We start from the raw sequence: 15202 nt of genomic DNA, 5'->3' as shown, positions 1-15202 counted from the left end.
TACCGCAATTTGTCCACTATTTGGTATTCCAGTAGATTTTCGGATGGCTAAATCCTCATTGGACTTCTGAGGCTATTTTTTTTCGTTGAAGCACTGTTTTTTTTCGTTGTTTTTTAGCCCAACAGCTGGTTTACCGAAAAGGGGTTAAGTAGGGAATTAGGGAACAAAACGGGAATTGCTACGTGTGCAGCAAGCGTATAGGTTCCTGCTACACAAGTGGCAAAAATGCCTAAAATAGACAGATTGGGCCATTTATGGGCTTGCATTTGCAAAACACACGCCCATACATTTGACCATTCCCACCTGTTCAATGATTACTTTTTTTAACTCCATAGGCTGCCTTTGGGCACCTGTCCAGCGCGTACTACCAACCACGATTGTACGGCGTGCGCACTGGAAAAACATGCTGCTGGCCCTGCCTTTACTCGCAGCCTGCCAGCGAGCAGTGGTACCCACTACAGCCAGCACACCAGTTCCAATATCTCCAGTAACACCAGCCACCCCGGAACTGCCCATCACTTCTTTTAGCCCGCGGGTGCAGCAACTGCTGGCCCAAATGACTCTGGAAGAGAAAATCGGGCAGATGACCCAACTCAACCTATCAGCGATAAATCATAACGGCACCAATGGAGATGTAACCCTAGACTCGGCAAAAGCAGCCGGGTTGGTACGGGATTTTCATATTGGCTCTTTCCTAAACGGCGAGGCAGTGCCAGCTATGCAGTGGCTGCGTTACTCAGCCGCACTTCAGCGCATTGCTGTGCGCGAGTCACGGCTGCACATCCCCATGATATATGGCATCGACCATATGCACGGGGCGAGCTATGTGAGCGGCACCGCCATTTTCCCGCACAACATCAACCTTGGCGCCAGCTTCAACCCTGAGTTGGCCAAGCAGGCGGCCCGCGCTACCATTATGGAATCGGCTGACCTGGGTCACCACTGGGTGTTTGCTCCGGTGCTGGATTTGGGAGTAAATACCTACTGGCCACGCTTCTACGAAACCTACGGCGAAGACCCCTTGGTGGCGGCTACATTGGGTGAGGCCTTCGTGCGTGAAATGCAGACCAACACCGAGATAGCACCTTATAAAGTAGCCGCTTGCGGCAAGCACTTTCTGGGTTACTCCGACCCACGCAACGGTTGGGACCGCACCAATGCCCTGATACCCGACCAGCGGCTGCAGGAGTTCTTTCGTCCTTCGTTTCAAGCCGCAATCGATTCCGGTTTGAAGTCAATTATGATTAATTCCGGCGAAATCAATGGCGAGCCGGTGCATGCTTCCAAAGCTATTCTAACGGACTTGCTGCGGCGGCAAATGGGTTTCAAAGGCGTGGCTGTGACTGACTGGGAGGACATTATCCGACTGGTTCGCATTCAGAAAACGGCCGCTAACGAGAAGGAAGCCACCTGGATGGCCATTGATGCGGGTGTGGATATGGCCATGACGCCCTACAACACCAACTTCTGCCGCATTGTGAAGGAATTGGTGCAGGAAGGCCGCCTCACACAGGCTCGCATCGACCTTTCGGCGGGCCGGATACTACAGCTGAAGGACGAAATCGGCTTGTTTGAAAACCCCATGCCCCGGGCCGACCGGCTGAGCCGCATTGGCGACCCGGCCTTTCGGGCCCAGGCGGTGGCGGCAGCGCGCGAGTCGGTAGTACTGCTTAAGAATGAGAAAAATACCCTGCCCCTGGCCCCAAGCCGCGTAAAGCGGCTGTTGGTAGTAGGCCCATCGGCCAACTCGCGGGCCAACCTGTGCGGCGGATGGACGCTGGCTTGGCAGGGCCGTCCCGAAGAGGCGTACCCAACGGACGTGCCTACGCTGCTGGAAGCCCTCCGCCAGGAATATCCGCAGGCCAAAGTGGAGCTGATGCCCTACTACGACAAAACGGGCAAAATGCTGCTAGCCACCATCGCCAGCGCAGCCAAGCAGGCCGACGCTGTAGTACTGGCCCTTGGCGAGCGGCCCTACACCGAAGGCATCGGCAATACTTCTGACCTGACCCTGCCCGACGACCAGCAGCAGTTGACGCGCACGGTGCAGGCCAGCGGCAAGCCCACGGTAGTCGTCATGATTGGCGGCCGGCCGAACATTATTCGCAGCATTAGCGAGGGGTCGTCGGCCATTATCTGGGCGGGGCTGCCGGGCTACGGCGGCGGCACGGCGCTGGCCGAAATCATCAGCGGCAAAACCAACCCGAGCGGCAAGCTGCCTTTTACCTATCCGCAGTTCGCTGGCCACATCACCAACTACCACCACGACAACAACGAGAACAGTCTCGACCTGAGCGACTTTGGTGCCGGTTTTGAGCAGCGGGCGCCCAAGTACAAAAGCTCGATGCTGACCGAGTTTGGTGAGGGCATGAGCTACACGACTTATACCTATTCTAACCTAGCCCTGACTGACTCGGTGCTGAACGGCCCGAGCTCCCGGCTGCGGGCTACGGTGCGCGTAGCCAACACCGGTGCCCGCGCCGGCCAGGAAACGGCGCTGTGGTTTCTGACCGATGAAGTAGGCCGAGTGGCCCGCCCGGTGCGCATGCTGAAGCACTTTGACAAGCAGGAGTTTGCCGCCGGCCAAAGCCGGGAACTAACATTTGACATCGACCCGCTGCACGACCTGAGCTACCCCGATGGTCAGGGCCGCCCCCAACTGGAAACTGGCTGGTATACCCTGCGCGTGGGCTCCCAAACCGCGCGGTTCCGCTACGTGGGCGGACCAGTGGCCCGCAACGCCACCACGCCCGACGGCTCGACGGGCACCGTGCGGCCCACGAATGGCCTGCTGCGACCCGGCGCGGCCACAGCCGAAGCTTCTCCGACTAAATAGCTCGTTTTCGGGCCTTTACAGCTGTTTCACTTTTTTCTCACCAATTCGCTGACTCACTTTTAAAACTCCCACCATGAAGCGAAACATTTACCTCATTGCACTGGTACGCCGCTCGGCTGTGCTGCTGGCCTGCGGAATTCCTGCCGTGGCCGTAGCAGCTCCCGCAACGGCTACCATTCGACTCGCTCGCCCCCTGGCCGAAGTGCCCGTAACAGGCCGTGTGACTGGCCCCGACGGGTCGGGCCTACCTGGCGTTACAGTACTGGTGCGTGGCACCACGCTGGGCACCAGCACCAATTCTGATGGCGCGTTCAGCCTGAATGCACCAGAAGGCAGCACCTTGGTATTCAGCTTTGTAGGCTACACCACTCAGACGGCCGCGGTGGTTAGCGGCAGCCCCATCAGCGTTAGCCTGAAGGAGGACACGCAGAAGCTGAACGAAATTGTGGTAGTAGGCTACGGCACTCAGCAACGCGGCAGCGTGACGGGTGCCGTGTCGTCGGTGTCGTCGCGCGAAATCGCTTCGCAGCCGGTGGCCGATGCTACCCAGGCTATTCAGGGCCGCGCGGCGGGTGTCACAGTTACCTCGAACGGCGGTGCGCCGGGCGGCGCGGCAGGCACGTCCATTCGGGTACGCGGAATCACTTCGGCGGGCAACAATAACCCGCTGTACGTAGTGGACGGCTTCCCATTGCCCGACAACGGCAGCGAAAACCAACTAAATGCCATCAGCCCCAATGACATCGAAAGCATTGACATTCTGAAGGATGCTTCGGCCACGGCCATCTACGGCCTGCGGGCAGCCAACGGGGTGGTTATCATCACCACGAAACGCGGCAAGGCTGGCGTGTCGACGGTGAACGTGGACGGCTACCGGGGCATTCAGCAGGTGTGGCGCAAGCTCGACCTGCTGAACGCGGAAGAGTACGCAGTTATCAACAACGAAAACCGAATTGCCAATGGCGATGCTATTGTGGTGAACAAACTGCGGGACCCCAAGTCACTAGGTGAGGGCACCAACTGGCAGGACGAGGTTTTCCGTCAGGCCGCGATTCAGAACTATTCGCTGTCGGCCACGGGTGGCAGCGATAAAGCACGCTACGCACTGTCGGGCACGTATTTCCAGCAGGACGGCACCATTATCGGCTCACAGTTTGAGCGGTTTACGCTGCGGGCCAACGGCGATGTGCAGCTGAATAAGATATTCAAAATCGGCAATAGCATCTCGCTCACGCACCTGCAGGACCGCCAGATTACGTCGAACAGCGGCGAGTACGGCACGGTACAGCAGACGCTACGCATTCCAGCTTTCCTGCCCGTGTATCGGCCCGATGGGTACTACTACGAGCCGCGCACTTCGGACAACTTTATCGAGGAAAACCCGCTGGCATCGGCCACCATCACCAACCAGAAGTTTGTGCGCAACCGGATGCTGACCACGCTGTATGCTGAGTTGGAGCCCGTGAAAGGGCTGCGCTTCCGCACCAACGTGGGCGCCGACCTCATTTTTGACAATTTCAACTCTTTCCGGCCCGGCGTACCTGAGCTACGCGTGGGTTCCGAGATTTACAATACGCGCTACACGCAACTGACCGCGGGCGCATCGGCCACTTCAGGCTACACGCCTAGCTACCTGATTGAGAACACCATCACCTACGACCACTTGTTTGCCGACAAGCACCAAGTGACTTTGCTGGCCGGCCAGTCGGCGCAGGAGTTCAACTACAGCAACGTGGAGGCCTACCGCACGGGTTACCTGCGCAACGACCTGGCGGTAATCAACTCAGGGCCAATTAACACGTCGCTGGCCAATGCTGGTAAGGTTGACCCGCGCTCGCACTTGGCCAGCTACTTTGCACGCCTCAACTACGAGTTTGGCGGCAAGTACCTGTTCTCGGCCATTGCCCGCTACGACGGTTCGGGCAACTTCCCGCCCGGCGAGCAGTTTGGCTTCTTCCCCGGCGTGTCGGCCGGCTGGCGGGTGTCGGAAGAGGAATTTTTGAAGGGCAACCGCGTCATCAGCAACCTGAAAATCCGGGCGGGCTACGGCAAGGTGGGTAACCCCAACAACGCCGGCCGCTTCGCCTACCTCTACGCCGTGAACTCGGGCATTCTGGTGCCTTTCGGCACATCGGCTACCGGCGGCGGCACGCTGCAAACCGGCGCGGCCCCCACGCGCCAGGCCAACACGGAACTGCGCTGGGAAACCAACAACCAAGCAAACTTCGGCATCGACCTGGGCTTCCTGGACAACCGCTTTGAAGCCACCATTGACCTCTACAACCGCACCTCGCCGAACCTGATTGCGCCGGTGCCGCCGTCGCTGGTTTCGGGCACTTATGAGAACGTGAACCGCAACGCGGCCTCGGCCTACAACCGCGGCATCGACCTCTCGCTGACCTCGCACAACGTGCAGAGCGCCGATTTCAACTGGACCACGACGCTGAACATGTCAGCCTACAAAACCCAGCTCGAATCGCTCGGGGTAGGGCAGCCCTACAACGGCTTGAGCGCTCTGAGCGGTGTGATTGTGCGCTACGACCAGGGCCAGCCCTTCGGCTCATTCTATGGTTTCGTGGCCGATGGCTTGTTTCAGACGCCGGAAGATGTGAAAAACCACGCTTTCCAGACCAATGGCACGGCCCCCGGCGACATTCGCTTTAAGGACCTGAACGGCGACAACGTCATCAACGCGGCTGACCGCACGTTTATCGGCAACCCCAATCCTTCGTTCACCTACGGTTTCAACAACACTGTGACCTGGAAGGGCTTCGACCTGAACGTGTTTGTGCAGGGCTCGCAGGGCAATAAGATTTACAACCAGAACCGCTACCTGCTAGAAAGCGCCCTCTACGGCAACAGCAGCGGCAGCACCCGCGTGCTAGCCCGCTGGACCGGCCCCGGCACCAGCAACGACGTGCCCCGCGCCATTGCCGGCGACCCCAACCAGAACCTGCGCGTGAGCACCTACTACATGGAGGACGGCTCTTACCTGCGCATTAAAACCCTGACCCTGGGCTACAACCTGCCCAAAGCCATCCTGGACCGCATCTACACCAAGCAGGTGCGCGTGTACGTGAGCGCCCAAAATCTGCTGACGCTGACCAAATACACTGGCTTCGACCCCGAAGTGGGCTCGCGCGGCGTGGATTTGGGCATCTATCCGCAGCCCCGCGTGTTCCTGGCCGGCCTCAATCTGGGTTTCTAATCTCCTCATTCTTTACGACTAAGAAGATGTTTACCATCACAAAATATACTTTCGGCGCGGCAGCGCTCACCCTCACCCTGCTCTCGGGCTGCGGCAAGAAATTTCTGGATGAAAGCCCAAGCGACCAGGTTACGGACGCTAACTTTTACAAGACCGAAACCGACGCCATTCAGGCAACCACCGCGGTTTATAGCCAACTGGGCACGCTGGGCCAGTACAATTCATCCCTGTGGGGTATTGGCGATATTGGCTCGGACCTAAGCACCACCGGCGGCGGTGGCGGCGGCGACGGCATTGAGCAGCAGCAGCTCGATTTCTTTAACATTCCGGCCACCAACCCACTCACCAGCCGCCTGTGGGGCAGCTGCTACGTAGGCATCGGCACGGCCAACATTGTGTTGCAGAAGGTACCGAAGATGTCCATCGACCCGGCTATCCAGTCGCGGTGCATTGGCGAGGCCGAATTTCTACGCGCCAAATACTACTTCGACCTAGTGCGGGCCTATGGCGACGTGCCCCTGATAACGGTGCCGCCCACCACGCTGGCTGAAGTGAACATTCCACGCAGCCCGGCCGCCCAAATCTATACCCTGATTGAAAGCGACCTGCGCGACGCCATTACCAAACTGCCCCCCTCTTACACCGGCGACAACCTGGGCCGCGCTACCAAGTGGGCAGCTACGGGCCTGCTGGCCAAGGTATACCTCACCGAAAACAAGATGACCGAAGCCGCTGCGCAGGCGCGCGCGCTGGTGGCACCCGCCAGCGGCGTAACCGGCACCCCGGTGAGCGGCCGCGACCTGTGGGCCAACTACGCCGACAACTTCAAGGTGACCAACGAGCACGGCAAGGAGTCGCTGTTTGAGGTGGGCTTTATTGCTGGTCGCAACCAGTACACGCAGGACGGGCCCGGCTGGAGCGGCAACGAATTTATGGGCCCGCGCGGCATGGGCATCACGCCCCAGGGCGGCTACGGTTTCAACGTGCCCGAGCCCGATTTCGTGGCCGGCTATGAGGCGGGCGATACACGCCGCGAAGCCACCATCTGGAAGCCCGGCGACGTGTACCCCGATGGCCGCACGCAGCCGGCCTTCCTGCCCGGCTCGCCCAACGGCTACAACGTACGCAAGTTTTACACTGATAAAGCCCTGTCCAACATCTGGGATTCGCCGCTGAACATTGCCGTTATGCGCCTGGCCGAAGCCTACCTCATTCTGGCCGAGGCCGTGGGGCCGACTACCGAGGGCCTGGCCGCCATCAATCGGGTGCGCCGCCGTGCTTTTGGCGAAGCGCTGGACACACCCGGCACGCACGATATCCAAGCCGGCATCTCCGTTACCGACTTCAAAACCCGGGTGTGGCGTGAGCGCAAATACGAGCTGGCCTTCGAGATGGACCGCTGGTTCGACATGAAGCGCACCGGTGAGTTGCTCACCTCGCCTCAGCTCATTGCCAAAGGCGTGAAGCCATTCAACGTGGTGCTCCCCATTCCACAGTCGGAGCGTGACGTGAACCCCAATCTCACCCAAAATCCTGGCTATTAATAGAATGATTAATGAGTAACGGTTCGTGATTAATGCCTGTCGGGATGCTGCTTTAGCAAGCACTGCCTATTAACCGTTAATCACGAACCGTTAATCCTTAACCTCAACTCTCTCGCAGAATTCCCATGAAAAATATAGTACGCGCCGCAGCCCTGGGCCTCCTCACGGCCCCGCTGTTGCTAGCCTCCTGCAAAAAGGAAGGCGACGATAATACCCTGGAAGGCCCCGTGCCGGTCGCCGATTTCTCGTCGACGGTTGATGCTTCGCAGTTTCCAGTGCGGGTTAGCTTCAAAAACAATAGCCAGGACGGTTTCATCTACCAGTGGGATTTCGGTGACAACTCTGGCCTTGGCAAGGGCACCGATGTGGTGCACCCCTACCAGCGCGCCGGCACCTACCAGGTGAAGCTTACGGCTGCCGGCCGTGGTGGCACCAGCCCCACACAGCAGAAAAGTGTGGTCATTCCCTCGGCCTGCGACAACGCCGGCTTCTCGTTCCTGACGGCCTGCAGCGGCACCGGAGCTGCTTCCTGGACCATTTCCAACCAGCCCGGTGCCATCATCACCTACGCCGCCAACGGCACTACGGTGGTTAGCTCGCTGCCGGCTACCGGCACCCAGCTGCCCGCCTGCCTGCTCGACGACCAGTTCTCCTTCGGCAGCAACTATGCTTATGGCTACGATGCCGGCGGGGTAACCGGGCAGACGTATTCCACCGCCACCAACACCTGTGGAACGGCCCGGGCGGCCAGCTCCAGCTTCATCTACAAGCCCGTGGCGGGCACGCTGGGCCAGATTATTCTGACTACCAACAAGTCGTTCATCGGTCTTTCCGACTCGGTGGTGAACAAAACCTACGACATTCTGGAGGCCACCGCCACCCGCCTGCGCCTGAGTGGCACCAACCCCAACGGCACCAAAACAGTGGTTACCTACACGCCGCAACTCTCGGCAGTGGACCAGGCCAAGCAGTTCCTGACCGGCGGCTCTACCCGCACCTGGAAGCTGGACAACACGATGGCAGCCACCATTGTGGTGGGTCCCAGCGACGCCGACCCCACGGGCTACTACGCCGGTGGGCTGGCCGGTAGCCTGCCCCCCTGCCAGGCCGACGATGAATTCACGTTCACCATGGCCAATACTTACCAGTACAACGCGCTGGCCGAAACTTTCGTGGCTGGTAGCAGTGGCGGCTGCCAGGCTCCGCGCAACGTGACTACGTCCTTCACGTTTGGGGCGGCCACCGGCGCAGGCATTGCGCAGTTTGAGCTGGCACCCGCTACGCCGTCCCCGTTCATCGGCATTACCGATGCGCCGGACCGCGTGTACCGCATCATTTCCATCGACAATCAGCACATGGTACTTCGGGCAGGCAGCTCGACGGCAGGCACTATTTTCACAATGAAACTGGTGGTTAAGTAGGTATATCCTACTAATTACCATACCTCTAGTGAACCATGCTGGAGTCCATTTGCTTGACTTATTCATGAAAAACTCATTTTCCCCATTTCGCCAATGGACCGGGGCTGGCTTCGTGCTGGCCCTGAGCCTGGCCGGCTGCACCGAGAAGAAATCGGCGCCGCCCGTTGCCCCCCCAATCACCTCGACGGAAGTAAACGCCGATGCCCGCGACTACAGCCAATACACCGAGCTGGTGTGGAGCGACGAGTTCAACGGTGGTGCCATCGACCAAGCCAAATGGGGCTACGACCTGGGCGGCGGCGGCTGGGGCAACAACGAGTTGCAGGCTTACACCAACTCTAACAACAACGCCTTCGTGAGTGGCGGCAACCTGACCATTGTGGCCCGCCGCGAGCAGTCGGGCAATAATGCCTACACCTCGGCCCGTCTTCTCTCCAAGGGCAAGCAGACGTTCGTGTTCGGCCGTACCGACATCCGCGCCAAGCTGCCGAAGGGCAAGGGTATCTGGCCCGCCATCTGGATGCTTGGGGCCGACATCGACCAGAATAACTGGCCCAAGTGTGGCGAAATCGACATCATGGAGCTGCGCGGCAGCCGGCCCAATGAGTTGCTCTCCACGATGCACTTCGGCAACCCAACCCGCGTGTTGGTTGGCACTACATCATTGCGGCCGACCGACTTGTCTACTGATTTTCACATTTACTCGGCGGTGCGCAGCAAAGACCAAATCCGCTTTTTCATTGACGGGGTGCAGTATTTCACCTTCACCAGTGCCGATGCCGGCTCTAATCCTTATCCATTCAACAACCCGTTTTTCATGATTCTGAACGTGGCGGTGGGCGGCGATTTTGATGGCAACCCCGACGCCGGCACCACTTTCCCCCAGGAAATGCTGGTGGACTACGTGAAGCACTTCCAATACAAATAAGGCGGCAAAGCACCCAGTACCTCGTTATTCCGGCTGGGAAATTGGTGGGAACAAATTTATACCGGCCGGATAGGGCGGTGGCTACGCCCGGCTTGTGAGTGCCGGGTGTGGCTACCCCCGATGGGTACGTCGCTCCACCACAACGATATTTACTGATTGCCAGTTATTGCTCCCACGCGCGCTTCTTCGCCGCCTGCTGCACAACAGTCTCCTCCCTCACCTTATGATTTCAACTCTCCTCTCTGGCTTCCTGCTGCTGAGCAGCGTATTTAGTGCCGACACACCAGCGGCCCCAGCAGCTGACAAGGCAGGCTACACGTTTAAAAAGCTAACCTGGAGCGATGAGTTCAATTACACCGGCTTGCCCGACTCGACGAAGTGGACTTACGATGTAGGCGGCCACGGCTGGGGCAATAAGGAGTTGCAATACTATACGAAGAAGCGACGCGAAAATGCCCGCGTAGAAGGCGGCAACCTGATTGTGGAGGCCCGCAAGGAAGCCCTGATGGCCGGCAACGACTACACCTCGGCCCGTTTGGTTTCGCGGGGCAAAGGCGGTAGTCAGTTGTATGGCCGCTTCGAGATTCGGGCTAAGATTCCGGTGGCCCGGGGCACCTGGCCCGCCATCTGGATGCTGCCTGAGCAAAACACCTACGGCAACAAAAGCTGGCCCGACAACGGCGAAATCGACATCATGGAGCACGTAGGGTACGACCCCAACGTGATTCATGCCACTACGCACTGCAAGGCATACTACTTCCGCACCAACACCCAGAAAACTGGTATTACCAAGGTACCCGATGCCAACGCCTTCCACGTGTATTCGATGGAATGGACCCCCGAAACTATTACGGCTCAGATTGACGGCCAGCTTTACTTCGCCCACCGCAACGAAGGCACCGGCTGGGAAACCTGGCCCTGGGATAAAGCCTTCCACCTGCTGCTAAACGTGGCTGTGGGCGGCGAGTGGGGTGGCCTGAAAGGCGTGGATGAGTCCGCCTTCCCTCAGCAAATGGTGGTGGACTATGTGCGCTTTTACGAGATGAAAAAGGGCTAAGCCAGATTGCGCCAGCCATGTCAGGCCCCACCGGATTCAAGCCGGTGGGGCCTGATGCGTTTAGTAGCGGCACGCCGTACTTTACGCCATGTCTGATTTCCGTTTGCGCGTGTTCGAAGCCGTGGCCCGGCACCTGAGCTTCACAAAAGCGGCCCAAGAACTGTTTGTAACGCAGCCCGCCGTCACCAAGCACATTCATGAGCTTGAAAAGCACTATGGCCAGCGCCTGCTGGCACGGCGCGGCAACCGCGTGACCCTTACCGAAGCCGGCCGCCTGCTGCAAAGCCACGCCGAGGCTGTGGCCGCATCCACCCAGCAACTCGCCGACCAGCTCCTGGCCCTGCGCGACCCCGACGAGGCCGCCGGTCGTCTGCGCTTGGGAGCCAGTACTACTATCTGCCAGTACGTGCTGCCGGGCCTGCTGCCCACCTTCCAGGCCCGCTATCCCAACGTGCAGCTCACGCTCGCCAACGCCAATTCGGAGCACATTGCCGAAGCCCTGCTACACGGCAAGCTGGACCTGGGCTTCGTGGAAGGCCGCTCGAAAAGCCGCGACCTACACTACGAACTGCTCTTGCCCGACGAGCTGGTAGCCGTGCGCCGCGCCACCCCTGCCGGCCCGCCCCTCACCCCTGTGCCCCTGGCCGAAGCCCTGATGTATCCGCTGGTGCTGCGCGAGCGAGGCTCCGGCACCTTGGAAGTGCTGGAATTTGCATTGCGCGAACTTAAAGTCAACCTCAACTCGTTGCGCGTAGCCTTCTATTTCGATAATACCGAAGCCATCAAAGGCTACCTGGAAGCTGCACCCGGAGCGCTAGGCTTCGTATCGCGCCGGGCGCTGGCGCGGGAACTGGCCGGTGGGCAGCTGGAAGTGGTGCCAATTGAGGGCCTGCATCTGTCTCGGCAATTTGAAGCCGTGTGGGTGCAGGGCCAGCCGCTGGCACGGGCGGCGCAACGGTTTCTAAGCTTTGCTCAAGCCCAACTCAAGCCCTGATATAACTTTTAGTAATTCTGGATAACCTTTTTCGATTACACAAACAGGAGGCAATATCGTAGGTTTGGGGTAGTTATTTGCTCTTCCCCGTGCCCTTACCCACCCTCAATCCTCCTGCCCAACAGCCGGCTGCCGCACCCGAGGCAGCCGGCTGTTTTCGCCATTTCCATACGCAGCACTTCGTATTCGGCCGCGCCGTTACGCTGCGCCAAGTGGTGTTCGGGCTACTACTGTTGTTCTGCCTCACGCCGTGGGCGTCGCCGCCGGTGGCGCTGGCGCTGGGATTGGTACTGGCTCAAACGCTGGGCAATCCCTTCGCCAGCCAAACCAAGGCAGCTACGGCCAAGCTCCTGCAATACTCGGTGGTGGGCCTGGGGTTCGGAATGAATGCTCACGCCGCCGTGCAGGCCGGCCGGGAGGGCATTCTGTTCACGGTCGTTTCCATTTTCGGCACCCTGATTCTGGGATATTTTGCCGGCCGCTGGCTGGGACTGGGGCGGCAGGTAACGCACTTGATTTCGTGCGGCACTGCCATTTGCGGGGGCAGCGCCATCGCGGCCGTAGGGCCGGTGATGCGGGCCAAGGACGAGGAAATGTCGGTTGCGCTAGGTACGGTATTCGTGCTGAATGCGCTGGCCCTGTTTGCTTTTCCACCCATCGGCCACGCCCTGGCCATGACACAAAACCAGTTCGGCTTGTGGTGCGCCATTGCCATCCACGATACCTCCTCGGTGGTAGGCGCGGCCAAGGTCTATGGCGACCAGGCCCTGCAGGTGGCCACCACCATCAAGTTGGCCCGCGCCCTCTGGATTATCCCCATCAGCATTGGCACTGCGCTGCTGTTCAAGCAGAAGGGCGTGAAGGTCAAAATCCCTTATTTCATCTTCGGCTTCATCGCCGCCATGCTGCTGAATACCTACGTGCCTGCCTTGCAGCCACTAGGCCCCATTGCAGTGAAGCTGGCAAAAATTGGCCTTACGGTCACCCTATTCTTTATCGGCGCGGGCTTGTCAGCCAAAACGGTGCGCTCAGTGGGCGCGCGGCCCTACCTGTTGGGCGTGTTGCTGTGGCTGGTGATTTCGAGCGCTTCGCTCTACGTCATTCTACACACGGTGTAGAGGTGCTACACCAGTAGCGCCAGGAAATCGGGCTGGCCGTTCAGGTACTCAAAACTGAATCCCTCCTCCCCCATTCTGCTTTTGATAGCGTCCACGTCCAGAGGCTGCTTCACTTCAATGCCGATGAAAACGGGGCCTTTTTCCTTATTGTTCTTCTTGATGTACTGAAAGTGAATGATGTCGTCACCCTCGGCCAGTACCTGGTTTACGAAGCGGCGGAGGGCGCCGGGGGCTTGGTTGAAATTCACCATGAAGTAGTGCTTCAGGCCCTGGTACTTGGCGGCCCGCTCCTTGATGTCCTCCATCCGGGTGATGTCGTTGTTGGAGCCGCTGACCACGCACACCACGGTTTTGCCTGCAATGCGGTCGGCAAACTGGTGCAGGGCTGAGATGGTGAGCGTGCCGGCTGGTTCCAGCACAATGCCCTCCTCGTTGTACATCTTCAGCAAGTCGAGGCACACCTGCCCCTCGGGCACCAGCACTACTTCGTCGAGCAACTCGCGGCACAGCGCGTACGTGAGCTGGCCGGGGCACTTCACTGCCGCCCCATCCACAAAGCTGTCGATGCTGGCCAGCGCCGCGTGCTGCTGGTTCTGGATGGCATTGTGCATGGACGGCGCACCCAACGGCTGCACGCCAATGAGCTTGGTGGCAGGGCTCAACAGCCGGAACACGCTGGCTACACCCGAGGCCAGCCCGCCGCCGCCGATGGGCATAAAGCAGTAGTCGATGGGCGCGGTGGAAGCTTTCAGAATCTCCAGCCCCACGGTGGCCTGCCCCTCCACAATGGCCAGGTCGTCGAAGGGATGGATGAAGGTGCTGCCCCGCTCGTCGCCAAACGCCTTGGCGGCGCGGAATGAGTCGTCGAAGCTGGCGCCGGTTAGCACCACTTCCACAAACTGCTTCCCGAAGAGGCGCACCTTGTCCACCTTCTGGGCCGGCGTTTGGGCGGGCATGAAGATGTAGCCTTTCAGCCCCAGCAGCTGGCAGGCGTAGGCCACACCCTGGGCGTGGTTACCAGCGCTGGCACACACAATTTCGCGCTCCCCGGCAATGGGCGGCAACGTGCTCATCTTGTGGTAAGCGCCCCGAATCTTGTAGGAGCGCACCACTTGCAAGTCTTCGCGCTTCAGCAGCACAGTGGCATCGTAGTGCCGCGACAGGCCGTGGTTTTGCAGCAGAGGCGTCTTGTAGATAACGTCTTTGAGGTTATGCGCCGCCTGCTCCACGTTTTTCAGGGAAACCACAGGAGCAGCTGTTGTCAGGTCTGGCGTCATGGATGTTAGGTTATAAAGTAGCAGACAGTGATGCGGGGTGTCTCACGCGGGCTTTTCAGCCACGATGCGCAGGCGCTTGTAATCGGCCAACCACTGCCCATTCCGCCATAGCACCGGCCGTAGCTCGGCATCAACAGCGGCCAGGATTTCGGCTTTATCAGCTGCATGCACACCGGCAAAAAACTGGTCACCGAACTGCTCAATCCAATCTATAAGGCCGGTTTCGGGGTCGGACAGCGCGGTAGGTCGGTCGAAGTGCAGGGCCAAGCGTACCCGGAAGCCTTGCTTTTCAAGTAGCATGGCATACTCGCCTACAGAAGGGAAATACCACCACCCGAACTCGGTCAAGGCGTAGCCTCGCTGCTGAAGCTGGCGCAATACCGCCGCCACAATCTGGCCTACATTGCCTTGGCCGCCCATTTCGGCCACCAGTCGGCCGCCTGGTTTCAGGTGCCGGTGCATCTGCCGGATGGCCCCTTCAGCGTCAGGCACCCAATGCAATGCGGCGTTGGAGAAGATGGCATCGAAGCGCTCCGGCAACTCAAAGCTAGCCGCATCGCCCAATCGGCAATCGAGGTTTGGGAATTGCTGGCGGGCTTTGGCGAGCATATCCGCCGAGGCATCCAAGCCGACCACTTGCGCACCGTAATTCGCAATTTCCTGCGCTAATTCGCCCGAGCCACAGCCTAGGTCTAGAATTAGCTCGCCCGGTTTGGGAGCGAGCAAGTCAACCAGGCCGGCTCCGTATTCAAAAACGAAAGCATGCTTTTGCGTGTAAGAATCCGCGTTCCATTGCATAAAATTGGGCTTTGTCGATTG

Annotated in this window: 10 protein-coding genes; 8 read left to right on the top strand and 2 right to left on the bottom strand. The window is 59.3% G+C overall.

Annotated elements, in window-relative coordinates:
• Positions 1–310 precede the first annotated feature (310 nt).
• The 8 genes from J4E00_RS16205 to J4E00_RS16170 all read left to right on the top strand — a co-directional run bounded on the left by J4E00_RS16205 (position 311) and on the right by J4E00_RS16170 (position 13106).
• Positions 311–2836 (top strand): glycoside hydrolase family 3 N-terminal domain-containing protein, encoded by a 2526-nt coding sequence (locus tag J4E00_RS16205; protein ID WP_208176225.1) that lies wholly within the window; start codon positions 311–313, stop codon positions 2834–2836.
• Between the two features lie 73 nt (positions 2837–2909).
• Positions 2910–6044: a SusC/RagA family TonB-linked outer membrane protein gene (locus J4E00_RS16200; protein WP_208176224.1), complete on the top strand. Its 3135-nt coding sequence runs from the start codon at positions 2910–2912 to the stop codon at positions 6042–6044.
• Positions 6045–6070: 26 nt separating this feature from the next.
• A complete protein-coding gene (locus J4E00_RS16195) occupies positions 6071–7588 on the top strand; it encodes a RagB/SusD family nutrient uptake outer membrane protein (RefSeq protein WP_208176223.1) in 1518 nt (505 codons plus the stop codon).
• 125 nt (positions 7589–7713) lie between these two features.
• Positions 7714–9009, top strand: coding sequence for a PKD domain-containing protein (locus tag J4E00_RS16190; protein ID WP_208176222.1), 1296 nt, complete (start codon positions 7714–7716; stop codon positions 9007–9009).
• A gap of 64 nt (positions 9010–9073) precedes the next feature.
• Complete coding sequence (locus tag J4E00_RS16185; protein ID WP_208176221.1) at positions 9074–9937, top strand: family 16 glycosylhydrolase; 864 nt, start codon at positions 9074–9076, stop codon at positions 9935–9937.
• Positions 9938–10160: 223 nt separating this feature from the next.
• Positions 10161–10994: a family 16 glycosylhydrolase gene (locus J4E00_RS16180; RefSeq protein WP_208176220.1), complete on the top strand. Its 834-nt coding sequence runs from the start codon at positions 10161–10163 to the stop codon at positions 10992–10994.
• Between the two features lie 88 nt (positions 10995–11082).
• Positions 11083–11988 (top strand): LysR family transcriptional regulator, encoded by a 906-nt coding sequence (locus J4E00_RS16175; protein WP_208176219.1) that lies wholly within the window; start codon positions 11083–11085, stop codon positions 11986–11988.
• Positions 11989–12077: 89 nt separating this feature from the next.
• Positions 12078–13106, top strand: coding sequence for a YeiH family protein (locus J4E00_RS16170; RefSeq protein WP_317196637.1), 1029 nt, complete (start codon positions 12078–12080; stop codon positions 13104–13106).
• Between the two features lie 5 nt (positions 13107–13111).
• On the opposite strand, the gene ilvA is transcribed toward J4E00_RS16170, so the two are convergent.
• Both ilvA and J4E00_RS16160 read right to left on the bottom strand, forming a co-directional pair.
• A complete protein-coding gene (gene ilvA, locus J4E00_RS16165; protein WP_208176218.1) occupies positions 13112–14383 on the bottom strand; it encodes a threonine ammonia-lyase IlvA in 1272 nt (423 codons plus the stop codon).
• Between the two features lie 42 nt (positions 14384–14425).
• Positions 14426–15181 (bottom strand): methyltransferase domain-containing protein, encoded by a 756-nt coding sequence (locus J4E00_RS16160; RefSeq protein ID WP_208176217.1) that lies wholly within the window; start codon positions 15179–15181, stop codon positions 14426–14428.
• Positions 15182–15202 lie beyond the last annotated feature (21 nt).

The sequence above is a fragment of the Hymenobacter negativus genome (assembly GCF_017571495.1).
Lineage (GTDB): Bacteria > Bacteroidota > Bacteroidia > Cytophagales > Hymenobacteraceae > Hymenobacter > Hymenobacter negativus.
Note: the sequence above shows the minus strand (reverse complement) of the source record. Positions and strands in the feature narration are given on the sequence as shown.

What these genes read in the sequence shown, in the direction of transcription:
- J4E00_RS16205 (WP_208176225.1), top strand. Translation starts at nt 311, where the DNA reads ATGATTACTTTTTTTAACTCCATAGGCTGCCTTTGGGCACCTGTCCAG.
- J4E00_RS16180 (WP_208176220.1), top strand. Translation starts at nt 10,161, where the DNA reads ATGATTTCAACTCTCCTCTCTGGCTTCCTGCTGCTGAGCAGCGTATTT.
- J4E00_RS16200 (WP_208176224.1), top strand. Translation starts at nt 2,910, where the DNA reads ATGAAGCGAAACATTTACCTCATTGCACTGGTACGCCGCTCGGCTGTG.
- J4E00_RS16160 (WP_208176217.1), bottom strand. Translation starts at nt 15,181, where the DNA reads ATGCAATGGAACGCGGATTCTTACACGCAAAAGCATGCTTTCGTTTTT.
- J4E00_RS16190 (WP_208176222.1), top strand. Translation starts at nt 7,714, where the DNA reads ATGAAAAATATAGTACGCGCCGCAGCCCTGGGCCTCCTCACGGCCCCG.
- J4E00_RS16185 (WP_208176221.1), top strand. Translation starts at nt 9,074, where the DNA reads ATGAAAAACTCATTTTCCCCATTTCGCCAATGGACCGGGGCTGGCTTC.
- J4E00_RS16175 (WP_208176219.1), top strand. Translation starts at nt 11,083, where the DNA reads ATGTCTGATTTCCGTTTGCGCGTGTTCGAAGCCGTGGCCCGGCACCTG.
- ilvA (WP_208176218.1), bottom strand. Translation starts at nt 14,383, where the DNA reads ATGACGCCAGACCTGACAACAGCTGCTCCTGTGGTTTCCCTGAAAAAC.
- J4E00_RS16195 (WP_208176223.1), top strand. Translation starts at nt 6,071, where the DNA reads ATGTTTACCATCACAAAATATACTTTCGGCGCGGCAGCGCTCACCCTC.